The sequence below is a fragment of the Thermococcus sp. CX2 genome (assembly GCF_012027555.1).
GTDB lineage: Archaea > Methanobacteriota_B > Thermococci > Thermococcales > Thermococcaceae > Thermococcus.
This window is the reverse complement of the sequence record NZ_SNUQ01000001.1, coordinates 698,647-711,333: the sequence shown is the minus strand read 5'-3', so window position 1 is coordinate 711,333 and position 12,687 is coordinate 698,647. Positions and strand designations below refer to the sequence as shown.

At 54.7% G+C, this 12,687-nt stretch carries 25 protein-coding genes; all 25 read left to right on the top strand.

Annotated features, from left to right (window positions below; all coding sequences use genetic code 11):
- The 25 genes from rpsC (at position 1) to E3E23_RS03880 (ending at position 12,670) form a co-directional block, all read left to right on the top strand.
- A complete protein-coding gene (gene rpsC, locus E3E23_RS04000) occupies positions 1-624 on the top strand; it encodes a 30S ribosomal protein S3 (RefSeq protein ID WP_167906420.1) in 624 nt (207 codons plus the stop codon).
- Positions 621-821, top strand: a complete 201-nt coding sequence (gene rpmC / locus E3E23_RS03995) for a 50S ribosomal protein L29 (RefSeq protein ID WP_068665893.1) — start codon at positions 621-623, stop codon at positions 819-821. The genes rpsC and rpmC overlap by 4 nt, the downstream gene beginning before the upstream one ends.
- A gap of 36 nt (positions 822-857) precedes the next feature.
- Positions 858-1,124 carry a stress response translation initiation inhibitor YciH gene (gene yciH, locus E3E23_RS03990; protein ID WP_206204400.1) on the top strand — a complete coding sequence of 89 codons (267 nt, stop codon included), beginning with the start codon at positions 858-860 and terminating at the stop codon, positions 1,122-1,124.
- Positions 1,010-1,387, top strand: a complete 378-nt coding sequence (locus E3E23_RS03985; RefSeq protein WP_167906418.1) for a ribonuclease P protein component 1 — start codon at positions 1,010-1,012, stop codon at positions 1,385-1,387. Before yciH ends, E3E23_RS03985 begins: the two co-directional genes overlap by 115 nt.
- Complete coding sequence (locus E3E23_RS03980; RefSeq protein WP_167906416.1) at positions 1,384-1,719, top strand: 30S ribosomal protein S17; 336 nt, start codon at positions 1,384-1,386, stop codon at positions 1,717-1,719. The genes E3E23_RS03985 and E3E23_RS03980 overlap by 4 nt, the downstream gene beginning before the upstream one ends.
- A gap of 5 nt (positions 1,720-1,724) precedes the next feature.
- Positions 1,725-2,150 (top strand): 50S ribosomal protein L14, encoded by a 426-nt coding sequence (locus tag E3E23_RS03975; protein WP_068665902.1) that lies wholly within the window; start codon positions 1,725-1,727, stop codon positions 2,148-2,150.
- Positions 2,151-2,160: 10 nt separating this feature from the next.
- Positions 2,161-2,523 carry a 50S ribosomal protein L24 gene (gene rplX, locus E3E23_RS03970; protein WP_167906414.1) on the top strand — a complete coding sequence of 121 codons (363 nt, stop codon included), beginning with the start codon at positions 2,161-2,163 and terminating at the stop codon, positions 2,521-2,523.
- Between the two features lie 2 nt (positions 2,524-2,525).
- Positions 2,526-3,272 carry a 30S ribosomal protein S4e gene (locus E3E23_RS03965; protein ID WP_167906412.1) on the top strand — a complete coding sequence of 249 codons (747 nt, stop codon included), beginning with the start codon at positions 2,526-2,528 and terminating at the stop codon, positions 3,270-3,272.
- An 11-nt stretch (positions 3,273-3,283) separates the two neighbouring features.
- The gene (locus E3E23_RS03960; protein WP_167906410.1) at positions 3,284-3,835 is read left to right on the top strand and encodes a 50S ribosomal protein L5; all 552 of its coding nucleotides are present in this window, start codon (positions 3,284-3,286) and stop codon (positions 3,833-3,835) included.
- A 1-nt stretch (position 3,836) separates the two neighbouring features.
- Positions 3,837-4,007 (top strand): 30S ribosomal protein S14, encoded by a 171-nt coding sequence (locus E3E23_RS03955; protein ID WP_012571038.1) that lies wholly within the window; start codon positions 3,837-3,839, stop codon positions 4,005-4,007.
- Between the two features lie 11 nt (positions 4,008-4,018).
- Positions 4,019-4,411 carry a 30S ribosomal protein S8 gene (locus E3E23_RS03950; RefSeq protein WP_012571039.1) on the top strand — a complete coding sequence of 131 codons (393 nt, stop codon included), beginning with the start codon at positions 4,019-4,021 and terminating at the stop codon, positions 4,409-4,411.
- A gap of 10 nt (positions 4,412-4,421) precedes the next feature.
- Positions 4,422-4,976 carry a 50S ribosomal protein L6 gene (locus E3E23_RS03945; RefSeq protein ID WP_167906409.1) on the top strand — a complete coding sequence of 185 codons (555 nt, stop codon included), beginning with the start codon at positions 4,422-4,424 and terminating at the stop codon, positions 4,974-4,976.
- A gap of 10 nt (positions 4,977-4,986) precedes the next feature.
- On the top strand, positions 4,987-5,367 hold the full coding sequence (locus tag E3E23_RS03940) for a 50S ribosomal protein L32e (protein WP_167906408.1): 381 nt from the start codon (positions 4,987-4,989) through the stop codon (positions 5,365-5,367).
- Between the two features lie 11 nt (positions 5,368-5,378).
- On the top strand, positions 5,379-5,825 hold the full coding sequence (locus E3E23_RS03935; protein WP_012571042.1) for a 50S ribosomal protein L19e: 447 nt from the start codon (positions 5,379-5,381) through the stop codon (positions 5,823-5,825).
- Positions 5,826-5,835: 10 nt separating this feature from the next.
- Positions 5,836-6,441, top strand: coding sequence for a 50S ribosomal protein L18 (locus tag E3E23_RS03930; RefSeq protein ID WP_167906407.1), 606 nt, complete (start codon positions 5,836-5,838; stop codon positions 6,439-6,441).
- Positions 6,438-7,145 carry a 30S ribosomal protein S5 gene (gene rpsE / locus E3E23_RS03925; protein ID WP_167906405.1) on the top strand — a complete coding sequence of 236 codons (708 nt, stop codon included), beginning with the start codon at positions 6,438-6,440 and terminating at the stop codon, positions 7,143-7,145. The genes E3E23_RS03930 and rpsE overlap by 4 nt, the downstream gene beginning before the upstream one ends.
- Before the next feature lie 11 nt (positions 7,146-7,156).
- A complete protein-coding gene (locus E3E23_RS03920) occupies positions 7,157-7,624 on the top strand; it encodes a 50S ribosomal protein L30 (RefSeq protein ID WP_167901100.1) in 468 nt (155 codons plus the stop codon).
- An 11-nt stretch (positions 7,625-7,635) separates the two neighbouring features.
- Positions 7,636-8,082: an uL15m family ribosomal protein gene (locus tag E3E23_RS03915; RefSeq protein WP_167901101.1), complete on the top strand. Its 447-nt coding sequence runs from the start codon at positions 7,636-7,638 to the stop codon at positions 8,080-8,082.
- 35 nt (positions 8,083-8,117) lie between these two features.
- Positions 8,118-9,563 (top strand): preprotein translocase subunit SecY, encoded by a 1,446-nt coding sequence (gene secY / locus E3E23_RS03910; protein WP_167906404.1) that lies wholly within the window; start codon positions 8,118-8,120, stop codon positions 9,561-9,563.
- A 74-nt stretch (positions 9,564-9,637) separates the two neighbouring features.
- Positions 9,638-10,228, top strand: a complete 591-nt coding sequence (locus E3E23_RS03905) for an adenylate kinase (protein WP_167906403.1) — start codon at positions 9,638-9,640, stop codon at positions 10,226-10,228.
- The gene (locus tag E3E23_RS03900) at positions 10,221-10,748 is read left to right on the top strand and encodes a DUF106 domain-containing protein (protein ID WP_167906402.1); all 528 of its coding nucleotides are present in this window, start codon (positions 10,221-10,223) and stop codon (positions 10,746-10,748) included. The genes E3E23_RS03905 and E3E23_RS03900 overlap by 8 nt, the downstream gene beginning before the upstream one ends.
- Positions 10,749-10,790: 42 nt before the next feature.
- A complete protein-coding gene (locus E3E23_RS03895) occupies positions 10,791-11,057 on the top strand; it encodes a 50S ribosomal protein L34e (RefSeq protein WP_167906400.1) in 267 nt (88 codons plus the stop codon).
- 10 nt (positions 11,058-11,067) lie between these two features.
- Complete coding sequence (cmk, locus tag E3E23_RS03890; protein ID WP_167906702.1) at positions 11,068-11,649, top strand: (d)CMP kinase; 582 nt, start codon at positions 11,068-11,070, stop codon at positions 11,647-11,649.
- Positions 11,650-11,901 (top strand): 50S ribosomal protein L14e, encoded by a 252-nt coding sequence (locus E3E23_RS03885; RefSeq protein ID WP_167906398.1) that lies wholly within the window; start codon positions 11,650-11,652, stop codon positions 11,899-11,901. It abuts the gene before it with no gap.
- 52 nt (positions 11,902-11,953) lie between these two features.
- On the top strand, positions 11,954-12,670 hold the full coding sequence (locus tag E3E23_RS03880; RefSeq protein ID WP_167906700.1) for an SDR family oxidoreductase: 717 nt from the start codon (positions 11,954-11,956) through the stop codon (positions 12,668-12,670).
- The last annotated feature ends 17 nt before the right edge of the window (positions 12,671-12,687 follow it).

Here is a 12,687-nt window from a genome sequence, read left to right as displayed (position 1 = left end):
TTGGCGATCGAGAGATACTTCATCAAGGAAGGCGTTAAGGAGATGCTCATCGACGAGTACCTCGAGAAGGAGCTCAGGCGCGCGGGCTACGGTGGTATTGACATCAAGAAGACCCCCCTTGGAACCAAGGTTATCATCTTCGCCGCCAACCCTGGCTACGTCATAGGAAGGGGTGGAAGGCGCATTAGGGAGCTCACCAGGGTTCTCGAGAGGCAGTTTGGCCTCGAGAACCCGCAGATCGAGGTCGAGGAGATAAAGAACCCCTACCTCAACGCCAAGGTTCAGGCCGTGAGGCTCGCCCAGGCCCTTGAGAGGGGCGTCCACTTCAGGAGGGCTGCCTACGCTGCCATAAGGGCCATCATGAGGAACGGCGCCAGGGGTGTCGAGATCAGGCTCAGCGGCAAGCTCACTGGCGAGAGGGCTAAGAGCGTCAGGTTCTACCAGGGCTACCTTGCCAAGGTCGGAAACCCGGCCGAGACCCTCGTCAGCAAGGGCTACGCCCAGGCACTCCTCAAGCTCGGTGTCATAGGTGTCAAGGTCTCCATCATGCCACCTGACGCCAAGCTTCCGGACGAGATTGAGGTCATTGAAAAGCCCGTTGAGGAAGAGGTGAGTGGAGAATGAAGCCGAGCGAGATTAGGGAAATGAGCATTGAGGAGATCGACAAGAAGATCAGGGAGCTCCGCCTCGAGCTTGCCAAAGAGAGGGGTGTGCTCACCATGGGGGCCTCTATGGAGAACCCCATGGTCATCCGCAACCTCAGGCGCGACATCGCGCGCCTGCTTACCATAAAGAAGGAGAAGCTTAGGGAGAAAAGGTGATGGTTAGTGCCTAGGATCGTTAACCCTCTGGATGAGATGCTCTTTAAGGAGGTCCTGAAGGAGCAGCAGAGAATTAGGGTATACATAGAGAAGGCCCGTTACGGAAAGCTTAAGACCATAATCGAGGGCATAGATGAGAAGGAGTTTGACCTCGAGGACATAGCCAAAAAGCTGAAGGCGAAGCTGGCATGCGGCGGAACTGTAAAGAAAGGAAGGATAGAGCTCCAGGGCGACCACAGGGAAAGGGTCAAGAAGTTGCTAGCAGACCTTGGATTTTCAGAGGACTTGATAGAAATCGAGTGACAGCGAGAAACATCATCTGGCACGAGCTCATAGGCCTGAAAGCAAAGATTATAAGGGCATCTCATCCAGAGCTGGTTGGCATCGAGGGCTACGTCCTTGATGAGACGAGGAACACCCTCACCATCGGCGGTGAGAGGGTTTGGGTTATCCCTAAGGACGTGGTGGAGCTCGAGTTTGAAGTTGGCGATAAAAGGATACGAATCGATGGAAGGGAACTGATTGGAAGACCCGAGATGAGATTGAAGAAGAGGTGGAGACGATGAGAGAGATAGGATTGAAGATTCAGCCTCCCGCTGAGAAGTGTGACGATCCCCACTGCCCGTGGCACGGACACCTCAAGATACACGGCAGGTACTTCGAGGGCATAGTCGTCAGCGACAAGCCCAAGAGGACCGTCACCGTTGAGAGGCAGCACTACCACTACCTCAAGAAGTACGAGAGGTATGAGCTCAGGAGGAGCAGGATACACGCGCACAACCCGCCGTGCATTAACGCCAAGCCTGGCGACAAGGTTCTCATCGCTGAGACCAGGCCGCTCAGCAAGACCAAGAGCTTTGTCGTCGTTGGCATTCTCCAGAGGGCCGGTGAGAGGTGATAGCGATGGCGAAGAAGGGTGCTGGTGCTACTAGGGGTATTAGCCCCGTCAGGCCGACTCGCGCTCTGCCGATAGGTGCTTACCTTAAGGTTGCAGACAACAGCGGTGCCAAGGTCATCCAGATCATCGGCGTCGTCGGCTACAAGGGAACCAGGAGGAGACTTGCCAGTGCCGGTGTCGGCGACATGGTTGTCGCTACCGTTAAGAAGGGTAGGCCTGACATCAGGCACCAGGTCGTCAGGGCCGTTGTTGTCAGGCAGAGGAAGGAGTACAGAAGGCTCGACGGTATGCGCGTCAAGTTCGAGGACAACGCTGCCGCGATAGTCACCCCCGAGGGTGTTCCGAGGGGAACCGAGATCAGGGGTGCCATAGCCAGGGAGGCCGCCGAGAGGTGGGTTAGGCTCGGCAGCATAGCGAGCATTGTGTTGTGAGGTGAGAAGGATGAAGTTGGATACCAAGCAGCCGAGGAAGCAGAGGAAGTTCCTCTACAACGCTCCCCTTCACCTTAGGAGCAAGATAATGAGCGCTCCCCTCTCGAGGGAGCTCAGGGAGAAGTACGGTGTCAGGAACCTTCCGATAAGGGAGGGCGACAAGGTCAGGATAATGCGCGGCGACTACAAGGGCAAGGAAGGAAAGGTCGTTGAGGTCAACCTCAAGAGGTACAGGATCTACGTCGAGGGCGTCACCCAGAAGAAGGTCGACGGCACCGAGGTCTTCTACCCGGTTCACCCGTCGAATGTTATGATAGTCGAGCTCAACCTTGAGGACGAGAAGAGGGAGAAGATAATTGAGAGGAGGGCTTGAAGATGGCGAGAAAGGGAGCCAAGAGACACCTTAAGAGGCTTGCCGCTCCAAATCAGTGGTATATTGAGAGGAAGGCCTATAAGTGGGCGGTCAGGCCGAGGCCGGGTCCGCACAGCATGAAGACCTCAATACCGCTGATCTACATAGTCAGGGACTACCTCGGCTACGCCAGGACCGCTCGCGAGGCCAGGAAGATCCTCAACGAGGGCAAGATCCTCGTCGACGGCCGCGTTAGGAAGGACTACAAGTTCCCGGTCGGTATTATGGACGTCGTCTCCATCCCAGAGACCGGCGAGCACTACAGGGTTCTCCCGAACAGGATCGGCAAGCTCATACTCCACCCGATAACCGAGAAAGAGGCCAACATAAAGCCGCTCAGGATAAGCAACAAGAGGATGGTCAAGGGAGGCAACCTCCAGCTCAACCTCCACGACGGAAGCAACCACCTCATCAGGCTCAGCTCACTGACCGACGAGACCAAGGACAAGTTCAAGACCGCCGATACCATACTCATGCGCGTTCCCGAGAGGGAGATAGTCGAAGTCATACCCTTCGAGGTCGGTGCTTACGTCTTCGTTACCCAGGGTAAGAACGTCGCCAGGAAGGGTAAGGTCGTCGAGGTCAGGCAGTTCCCAATGGGATGGCCGGACGTCGTCACCATCGAGGACGAGAACGGTGAGCTCTTCGACACCCTGAAGGAGTACGCCTTCGTGGTTGGAAAGGACAAGCCGGAGATTTCCCTTCCGTGAGGTGAGATGAGATGCAGATCAACAGAGAGACCATACTTGCTGACTGGGAAGCTCACCCCATGAGGAAGCCCAGGATTGCGAAGGTCACCATCAACATTGGAGTTGGCGAGAGCGGTGAGAGGCTTACCAAGGCCGAGACCATGCTCGAGCAGCTCGTCGGCCAGAAGCCGATAAGGAGAAGGGCCAAGCAGACCAACAAGGACTTCGGAATCAGGCGCGGTGAGCCGATAGCCGTTAAGGTCACCCTCAGGGGCAAGAAGGCTGAGGAGATGCTCAGGAGGCTCCTCGCTGCGGTTGACAACAAGCTCAAGGCGAGCAACTTCGACGAGCACGGCAACTTCTGCTTTGGTATAGACGAGCACATCAACATCCCGGGCGTTGAATACGACCCCGAAATCGGTATATTCGGTATGGACGTCTGCGTCACCCTTGAGAGGCCAGGTTTCAGGGTCGCAAGGAGGAAGAGGCAGAGGAAGAAGATACCGAACAGGCACAAGCTGACCAAGGAGGAAGGTATCGTCTTCGCTATGGAGGAGTTTAACGTCCAGGTGGAGGGATTGTGAGATGGCGAAGGCTGACTACAACAAGAGGAAGCCGAGGAAGTTTGGAAAGGGCGCCAGGAGATGCGTCCGCTGCGGACAGTACGGCCCAATTATCAGGATCCACGGCTTGATGCTCTGCAGGCACTGCTTTAGAGAGATAGCCCCCAAGCTGGGCTTTAAGAAGTACGAGTGAGGTGAGAGGAGATGACTTTGCTTGACCCGTTGGCGAACGCGCTTTCACACATAACCAACAGCGAGAGGGTCGGGAAGAAGGAGGTTTACATAAAGCCCGCCTCCAAGCTCATCGGAGAGGTCCTCAGGGTTATGCAGGAGAACGGCTACATAGGCGAGTTTGAGTTCATAGACGACGGAAGGGCCGGCATCTACAGGGTTCAGCTCATAGGCAAGATAAACAAGGCCGGCGCGATAAAGCCGAGGTTCCCGGTCAAGGCGAGGGAGTACGAGGCCTGGGAGAAGAGGTTCCTTCCGGCCTTCGAGTTCGGTATCCTCATCGTCTCGACCTCTCAGGGTGTCATGACCCACAAAGAGGCCATAGAGAAGGGAATCGGCGGAAGGCTGATAGCGTACGTCTACTGAGGTGAGAGAGATGCCGATAGACGCGTGGGTAAGGGAAGAGGTTGAGATTCCAGAGGGAGTTGAGGTCACCGTCGAGAACAACGTTGTCAAGGTCAAGGGGCCGAAGGGAGAGCTCGAGAGGGAGCTCAAATACCCTGGCGTTAGGATATTCACCGAGGACGGCAAGGTCGTCGTTTACAAGGAGTTCCCGAGGAAGAAGGACATAGCCATAGCGAGGACCTTCAAGGCCCACATCGCCAACATGGTGAAGGGTGTCACCGAGGGCTTCACCTACAAGCTCAAGGTCGTTTACAGCCACTTCCCGATGACCGTCAAGGTTCAGGGTGACGAGGTCGTCATCGAGAACTTCCTCGGTGAGAAGAACCCGAGGAGGGCCAAGATACTCCCGGGAGTTACCGTCAAGGTCATGGGTTCAGAGGTCATCGTCGAGGGCATTGACAAGGAAGCCGTTGGCCAGACCGCGGCCAACATCGAGCAGGCCACCAGGATAACCAAGTGGGATAGGAGAGTCTTCCAGGATGGTATTTACATTGTCGAGAAGGCTGGTAAGCCGATAAGGTTCTGAGGTGTGAGAAATGAACGAGAAGGCGAGACTCCTTAGGATTAGGGCCAAGCTCAAGAGGAAGAAGCCAAGGTTCCTCAGGCAGGAGTGGTGGCGCTATCCCAAGTTCAAGAACAACCCGAAGTGGCGCAGGCCCAAGGGAATTGACAGCAAGATGAGGCTCAAGAAGAAGGGCAAGGCGCGCTCACCCAGCATCGGTTGGAGCTCCCCCAAGGCTGTCCGCGGGCTCCACCCGAGCGGATACGAGGAAGTCCTCGTCCACAACGTCAAGGAGCTTGAGGCAATCGACCCGACCAGGCAGGCTGCGAGGATAGCGAGAACTGTCGGTGCCAGGAAGAGAGAGATGATACTTGCCAAGGCCAAGGAGCTTGGTGTGAAGGTACTCAACCCGTGAGGTGAACGGTCATGCTTAAGATGCAGAGAAGGATTGCCGCTGACATTTTGAAGTGCGGTGAGAACAGGGTCTGGATTGACCCTGAGAGGATTGATGACGTCGCCGCTGCCATCACGAGGGAGGACATAAAGAGGCTCATCAACGATGGCGTCATAAAGAAGAAGCCCATCAAGGGCCAGAGCAGGGCCAGGGCGAGGGCCTACCAGGAGGCCAGGAAGAAGGGCCGCCACAGGGGCCCGGGAAGCAGGAAGGGTAAGAAGACCGCCAGGATGGGCAAGAAGGAGCGCTGGATGATGACCATCAGGGCCCTCAGGAAGGAGCTCAGGAAGCTCAAGGCCGAGGGCAAGATAGACGAGCACACCTACAGGAGGCTCTACATCAGGGCCAAGGGTGGTCAGTTCAAGAACAAGAGGCAGCTCTACCTGTTCATGCAGGAGCACGGCATACTGAAGGAGTGAGGTGAGAGAGATGGCGCACGGACCGAGGTATAGGGTTCCCTTCAGGAGGAGGAGAGAAGGTAAGACTAACTATCACAAGAGGCTCGCTCTCCTTAAGTCGGGCAAGCCGAGGCTTGTCGTGAGGAAGAGCCTCAACCACCACATCGCCCAGATAGTGGTTTACGATCCAAAGGGTGACAAGACCCTCGTTTCAGCTCACACCAGGGAGCTTATGAGGGACTTCGGCTGGAAGGGCCACGGTGGCAACACGCCAAGCGCTTACCTGCTTGGCCTGCTCATCGGTTACAAGGCCAAGAAGGCCGGCATTGAAGAGGCCATACTTGACATAGGCCTCCACCCGCCGACCAGGGGCTCGAGCGTCTTCGCCGTCCTCAAGGGAGCCGTTGATGCCGGCTTGAACGTCCCGCACAGCGAGGAGATCTACCCGGAGGACTACAGGATAACCGGCGAGCACATTGCCAACTACGCCAAGGCCCTCAAGGAGGAGGACGAGGCCCTCTACAGGAAGCAGTTCGGTGGCTATCTCGTTAAGGGCCTCGAGCCCGAAAAGCTCCCAGAGCACTTTGAGGAGGTCAAGGCGAGAATAATCGAAAAGTTTGAGGAGGCGAGAGAATGAGCGACCCAAGGGAGATCGCCCAGAGGGTTTTGGAGGAGTGGCAGCCGAGGACCAAGCTCGGTATGCTCGTCAAGGAGGGCCAGATAACTGACATTCACGAGATATTCCGCAAGGGCTACCAGATTAAGGAGCCCGAGATAGTTGACGTGCTCCTTCCTGAGGTTAACCTCAGGGAGAACCAGGAAGTGCTCGACATCGCTCTGACGGTTAGGATGACCGACAGCGGTAGGAGGATTCGCTTCCGCGTTCTTGCCGCTGTGGGCAACAGGGACGGCTACGTTGGCCTTGGAATCGGCCACGGCAAGGAGGTCGGAATAGCCATCAGGAAGGCCATCAACTACGCCAAGATGAACATCATCGAGATAAAGCGCGGCTGTGGAAGCTGGGAGTGCAGGTGCAGGAGGCCACACTCAATTCCGTTCGCCGTCGAGGGCAAGGAGGGAAGCGTCCGCGTCAGGCTCATGCCCGGACCGCGTGGCCTTGGACTGGTCATCGGTGACGTTGGAAAGAAGATACTCAGCCTCGCTGGCGTTCAGGACGTCTGGTCCCAGACCCTCGGTGAGACGAGGACCACTGTCAACTTCGCCAAGGCAGTCTTCAACGCGCTTTACAACACCAACAGGGTTGCAATCAAGCCGGAGATGGTTGAGAAGTACGGCATCGTCGTTGGAAGGGAGATGGCAGCCAACTTTGAGCTGGAGTGAGGTGAGAGAGAATGGCAAAGCTTGCACTCATCAGGCTTAGGAGCGGAATCAGGGCGAGGGGAGAAGTGAGAGACACCCTCGCCATGCTCCGCCTCCACAGGATCAACCACCTCGTCCTCATCGACGACACCCCGAGCTACAAGGGCATGGTTCAGAAGGTCAAGGACTACATCACCTGGGGCGAGATAGATGCGGAAACCTTGGCCAAGCTCATCAGGAAGAGGGGCAGGCTCATAGGCAACAAGCCGGTTACCGATGAGTACGTCAAGGAGAAGCTCGGAATGAGCATAGAGGAGTTCGCCAAAAAGGTCGTCGAGGGCGAGATGAAGCTCACCGACCTCCCGAACATCAAGCCCGTCTTCAGGCTCCACCCACCAAGGGGCGGTCTCAAGGGAAGCAAGAAGCGCTCATTCAAGGAAGGCGGAGCCCTCGGTTACCGCGGCGAGAAGATTAACGAGCTCATTGAGAGAATGCTCTGAGGTGGCGAGAGATGATTAGGAGAAGGAAGAAGGTTAGGAAGCTCCGCGGAAGTCACACTCACGGATGGGGCTGCAAGAAGAAGCACCGTGGCGGTGGAAGCAAGGGCGGTAAGGGAATGGCTGGAACTGGAAAGAGGAAAAACACCAAGTGGACCTGGACCATCAAGTACGCCCCGGACCACCTCGGCAAGAGGGGCTTCCACAGGCCGAAGGCTGTTCAGTACACCCCACAGACCGTAAACCTGAGCTTCCTCGACGAGAACCTCGACGAGCTCATGCAGATGGGCATCGCCTACGAGGAAGGTGGAAAGATAATCGTCGATACCACTCAGCTCGGCGTTGACAAGGTTCTCGGCTCAGGAAAGCTCACCAGGGCCATAGTCGTTAAGGCCTACTACGTCACCCCCAAGGCCGAGGAGAAGATTAAGGCCGCTGGCGGCGAGGTTCTCCTCGCCTGATTTTCCTTTAATTTAACTTCTGGCGGGTGTTAATCATGGGATTAAGGAACGTAGTGTTCGCGATAGAGAGGTACTTCCCTGAAGTTGAAAGGCCCAAGAGGCACGTCCCACTCAAGGAGAAGTTCATGTGGACAGGCATTGTTCTGCTGCTGTACTTTATCCTCGCCGAGATTCCGCTCTATGGAATCCCAGCGCAGATTCAGGACTACTTCGCCACGCTCAGATTCGTTCTCGCCGGTAGGAGCGGTTCTCTTCTGACCCTTGGTATCGGTCCAATTGTCACCGCTAGTATTATCATGCAGCTTCTCGTCGGTTCCGACATAGTTCACCTTGATCTCTCAAACCATGAGGATAGGAGGTTTTATCAAGCGGCTCAAAAGCTCTTCGCGGTATTCATGAGCTTCTTTGAGGCCGCCATATACGTCTTTGCAGGAGCGTTCGGTAAGGTTGATATGGGTCTCGGTGCGTTCCAGACGGTTACGACACCAGATGGAGCCATTTTCATAGGCCTAGGTCTTGCGATACTCATCCTTCTCCAGCTAGGATTCGCTTCCGTGATGCTCATCCTTCTCGATGAGCTGGTTAGCAAGTGGGGAATTGGCAGCGGTATCAGTCTCTTCATTGCCGCGGGAGTTTCCCAGACGGTTATCGTTAAAGCCCTCAACCCAATGACCACCGCCGAGTACATCGATCCGATCACAGGAGGACCAGCGATAATCGGTGCAATCCCGGCTTTCATCCAGCATCTGCTTCATGGGGACGTTACGGGAGCCATCTACAGAGGTACCCTGCCGGACATGATGGATCTCATGGCAACTATCGTAGTGTTCCTGGTCGTCGTTTACCTCGAGAGCATGCGTGTTGAGATACCCCTCAGCTACGGCCGCGTAACCGTTCGCGGAAGGTACCCGATAAGGTTCATGTACGTCAGCAACATACCGATAATCCTTACCTTCGCGCTCTACGCCAATATACAGCTCTGGGCCAGGCTGCTTAACAACTTTGGCTACACTTGGCTTGGGACATTCGACAGCAACGGCTATCCAATAAGTGGCTTTGTCACCTATCTCTCGCCCCCAAGGGACATCTATCATGTCATAGCCGACCCCCAGAGGGCACTCGTCTATGCCCTGATGACAATAGGCTGGTCAGTAATCTTTGGATTCCTGTGGGTTGAGCTGACTGGCCTAGATGCCAAGAGCATAGCCAGGCAGCTTCAGAGTGCCGGGCTTCAGATCCCAGGATTCAGAAGGGATCCAAGGATACTCGAGAGGGTGCTCAACAGGTACATACCCTATGTTACCTTCCTGGGTTCATTCACCCTGGCGCTGGTTGCAGTGCTGGCAGACTTCCTTGGAGCGCTCGGTACTGGAACAGGAATCCTCCTTACCGTCGGTATCCTCTACAGGTTCTACGAGGAGATAGCAAGGGAGCAGGCAACAGAGATGTTCCCGATGCTCAGGAAGTTCTTCTCCAAGTGACCCTTTCTTTTCTTCACAAAACCTTTTAAACCAGCTTGGAGTAGGTTCTCCCAGAACCTCCTTGGGTGAGCATGATGCCGTTTGTGGTCATGATAACAGGAATCCCAGGTGTTGGAAAGAGCACAATAACCAAGCTTGCCCTTAGAAAGGCTCGGATGAAGTTCAAACTAGTGAACTTTGGCGACCTGATGTTCGAGGAGGCAGTGAAGGCAGGCCTAGTGAAGCACAGGGACGAGATGAGGAAGCTCAATCCGAATGTGCAGAAGGACCTACAGATGAAGGCCGCTCGGAGGATAGTTGAGATGGCCAAAACTGAGCCCATACTCATCGACACCCACGCCACTATAAGAACTCCAGTTGGCTACCTGCTCGGATTCCCCAAGGAGGTTATAGAGGTCATAAACCCCAACTTCATAGTCATAATTGAAGCCACTCCGAGCGAGATACTAGGTAGAAGGCTTAGGGACCTCAAGCGCGACAGAGACGTCGAAACTGAGGAACAGATACAGAGGCATCAGGACTTGAACCGCGCCGCTGCGGTTAGCTACGCAATGCACTCCAACGCACTTATAAAGATAATCGAGAACCATGAGGACAAAGGTCTTGAAGAGGCCGTTCACGAACTTGTTGAAGTATTAGATCTGGCGGTGGGAGAATATGATTGAAGGAATATACTCTTTCCTTGACAGCTTGTTTGGGCCGTTGATAACTTCATACCAGCCAATATGGGTAGTCACGGTATCGGGAATAATCCTAGGTGCGTTATTTACCATAATCAACTACGTCCTGGTTGACCAGGAGAAGGTCAAGCTGCTCCAGAAGAAGAGTAAGGAGTTCCAGAAGAAGTATAAGGAAGCCCAGGCTTCCAAGGACGAGAAGAAGCTCAGGAAGCTCCAGCAGGAGCAGATAGAGCTCATGAGGCTCCAAAGCGAGGTCATGAAGGACACCATGTTCAAGGTCACCCTTCTGACCCTACCGATATTCTGGATATTCTTCGGCTGGCTCAGGAGATGGTACGTAGAGGTCGGCATAGCCAAAGCACCCTTTGACTTCTTCCTCTTCGACTGGTTCCACAAGCTCTACCACTCGGGCCTTCCAGCCAACGAGCTGGGATACATAGGTTGGTACATCATGACTTCCATGATAACCGGTTACATCCTTAGGAAGCTCCTCGATATGGGTTAAATTTAAAAACGCTTGACAAAAAGGCATTGCGAGGTGAGAGAAATGAAGCCCATGTACAGGTCAAGGTCATGGAGAAGGAAGTACGTCAGGACTCCGGGCGGGAGGACGGTCATACACTTTGAAAGGAAGAAGCCAAAAATAGCTCACTGCGCTATGTGCGGCAGACCTCTCAACGGCGTTCCACGCGGCAGGCCGAGCGAGCTCCGGAAGCTCCCGAAGACCAAGAAGAGGCCAGAGAGGCCGTATCCGAACCTCTGCCCGAGCTGCATGAGGAAGGTCATAAAGGCCCAGATCAGGGCTGCCCTCTGAAGTGATGCACATGCCCCGGGACTGCCTCGTCATAACCGTCAGCGGCCTGGCCGGTTCAGGCACCACGACCCTTTGCAGGAACCTCGCCAGACACTATGGCTTCAAGCACATCTACGCTGGCCTAATCTTCCGCCAGATGGCCAAGGAGATGGGCATGACCCTGCAGGAGTTCCAGGAATATGCGGAGCTCCACCCCGAGATAGACCGGGAAGTTGACAGGAGGCAGATCGAGGCGGCCAAGGAGTGCAACGTCGTCATCGAGGGCAGGCTCGCCGGCTGGATGGTTAAGGATGCGGATCTTAAGATATGGCTCGATGCGCCCATGCGCGTTAGGGCCGAACGCGTCGCCCGTAGAGAGGGTATCTCCGTAGAGGAAGCCTTCATGCAGATTGCCGAAAGGGAGAAGGGCAACAGGAAAAGGTATTTAAACCTCTACGGTATTGACATCGAAGACAAGTCGATATATGATTTAATCATAAACACTTCGAAATGGTCGCCCGATGGGGTCTTCGCAATCGTGAAGGCCGCCATCGACCACCTTTACCCCGATGGCGACACGGGGTTGAAAAGAAAAAATGTGGAGGTGGGATGAATGCCAGCTATTGAGGTTGGAAGAATCGCCGTTGTTATTGCCGGAAGGAGGGCCGGTCAGAAGGTCGTCGTCGTTGACGTCATCGACAAGAACTTCGTCCTCGTTACCGGCGCTGGCCTCAACAAGGTCAAGCGCAGGAGGATGAACGTCAAGCACCTTGAGCCCCTCCCAGAGAGGGTCAGCATTGAGAGGGGCGCCGACGACGAGGCCGTTAAGGCCGCCCTTGAGCAGGCTGGAATAAGCTTGGCTTGAAGTTAAGCCAAGCTATTTAACCTCTCTTTTCTATCTTACTCGGGTGGGATCTATGAAAAATGCGCTTGTCACTGGTGCTTCTGGCGGGATTGGTAGGCTCCTTGTGAAGGGGCTGGTAAAGAGAGGTTATTTTGTCATCGGCGTTGGCAGGAATGAAAAAGCTCTTGAAGAGCTAAAATCCCTAGGGAATTTTGACTACATTGTTGCGGATTTAAGTAAAAGAGGGGCGGCAAAGGAGATCAGAGATGAGCTGAAACAAAAGGAAATTGAACAGCTCGATCTCCTCATCAACAATGCCGGCTTTGCCGTAGCCAAGCCCCTTCTTGAGCAGAGCGAGGAGGAGCTTGAGGGGCTTTTCAGGGTGAATATAATAGCCCCAGTCCTGCTCACAAAGGAGCTCTTAGATATGATTCCCAGAGATGGAAAAGTCGTCTTTGTGATAAGCGCGGCGGCGTTCGTGAACACCGTTGATTTACCCTCCTATGGCGCAATGAAGGCTGCCCTCCACTACATGGTGCTCAACTTTGAGAGGGAGCTGAAGGATAAAGGCATTCACGTGATAAGGGTCTACCCCAAGCAGGTGAAGACGGCTTTCTTCACGAGGAACGACTTAGCTTATCCGAAGGGTTCAATTGAACCGAAAGACGTTGCCGATGCCATCCTGCGGGCAATTGAGAAGAACAGGAGTGAGGTCTTCGTGCCGTCTTACGTAAAGGCCGTTAAATACCTGCCGGGATGGCCCGTCTTTGATTATAAATTCAAATTCTGAGGGCAGGTTTATAAGGC

Bases quoted from the DNA above. Each gene is read 5' to 3' on its own strand.
- rpmC (WP_068665893.1), top strand. From the start codon at position 621: ATGAAGCCGAGCGAGATTAGGGAAATGAGCATTGAGGAGATCGACAAG.
- yciH (WP_206204400.1), top strand. From the start codon at position 858: ATGCTCTTTAAGGAGGTCCTGAAGGAGCAGCAGAGAATTAGGGTATAC.
- E3E23_RS03985 (WP_167906418.1), top strand. From the start codon at position 1,010: ATGCGGCGGAACTGTAAAGAAAGGAAGGATAGAGCTCCAGGGCGACCA.
- E3E23_RS03980 (WP_167906416.1), top strand. From the start codon at position 1,384: ATGAGAGAGATAGGATTGAAGATTCAGCCTCCCGCTGAGAAGTGTGAC.
- E3E23_RS03975 (WP_068665902.1), top strand. From the start codon at position 1,725: ATGGCGAAGAAGGGTGCTGGTGCTACTAGGGGTATTAGCCCCGTCAGG.
- rplX (WP_167906414.1), top strand. From the start codon at position 2,161: ATGAAGTTGGATACCAAGCAGCCGAGGAAGCAGAGGAAGTTCCTCTAC.
- E3E23_RS03965 (WP_167906412.1), top strand. From the start codon at position 2,526: ATGGCGAGAAAGGGAGCCAAGAGACACCTTAAGAGGCTTGCCGCTCCA.
- E3E23_RS03960 (WP_167906410.1), top strand. From the start codon at position 3,284: ATGCAGATCAACAGAGAGACCATACTTGCTGACTGGGAAGCTCACCCC.
- E3E23_RS03955 (WP_012571038.1), top strand. From the start codon at position 3,837: ATGGCGAAGGCTGACTACAACAAGAGGAAGCCGAGGAAGTTTGGAAAG.
- E3E23_RS03950 (WP_012571039.1), top strand. From the start codon at position 4,019: ATGACTTTGCTTGACCCGTTGGCGAACGCGCTTTCACACATAACCAAC.
- E3E23_RS03945 (WP_167906409.1), top strand. From the start codon at position 4,422: ATGCCGATAGACGCGTGGGTAAGGGAAGAGGTTGAGATTCCAGAGGGA.
- E3E23_RS03940 (WP_167906408.1), top strand. From the start codon at position 4,987: ATGAACGAGAAGGCGAGACTCCTTAGGATTAGGGCCAAGCTCAAGAGG.
- E3E23_RS03935 (WP_012571042.1), top strand. From the start codon at position 5,379: ATGCTTAAGATGCAGAGAAGGATTGCCGCTGACATTTTGAAGTGCGGT.
- E3E23_RS03930 (WP_167906407.1), top strand. From the start codon at position 5,836: ATGGCGCACGGACCGAGGTATAGGGTTCCCTTCAGGAGGAGGAGAGAA.
- rpsE (WP_167906405.1), top strand. From the start codon at position 6,438: ATGAGCGACCCAAGGGAGATCGCCCAGAGGGTTTTGGAGGAGTGGCAG.
- E3E23_RS03920 (WP_167901100.1), top strand. From the start codon at position 7,157: ATGGCAAAGCTTGCACTCATCAGGCTTAGGAGCGGAATCAGGGCGAGG.
- E3E23_RS03915 (WP_167901101.1), top strand. From the start codon at position 7,636: ATGATTAGGAGAAGGAAGAAGGTTAGGAAGCTCCGCGGAAGTCACACT.
- secY (WP_167906404.1), top strand. From the start codon at position 8,118: ATGGGATTAAGGAACGTAGTGTTCGCGATAGAGAGGTACTTCCCTGAA.
- E3E23_RS03905 (WP_167906403.1), top strand. From the start codon at position 9,638: ATGCCGTTTGTGGTCATGATAACAGGAATCCCAGGTGTTGGAAAGAGC.
- E3E23_RS03900 (WP_167906402.1), top strand. From the start codon at position 10,221: ATGATTGAAGGAATATACTCTTTCCTTGACAGCTTGTTTGGGCCGTTG.
- E3E23_RS03895 (WP_167906400.1), top strand. From the start codon at position 10,791: ATGAAGCCCATGTACAGGTCAAGGTCATGGAGAAGGAAGTACGTCAGG.
- cmk (WP_167906702.1), top strand. From the start codon at position 11,068: ATGCCCCGGGACTGCCTCGTCATAACCGTCAGCGGCCTGGCCGGTTCA.
- E3E23_RS03885 (WP_167906398.1), top strand. From the start codon at position 11,650: ATGCCAGCTATTGAGGTTGGAAGAATCGCCGTTGTTATTGCCGGAAGG.
- E3E23_RS03880 (WP_167906700.1), top strand. From the start codon at position 11,954: ATGAAAAATGCGCTTGTCACTGGTGCTTCTGGCGGGATTGGTAGGCTC.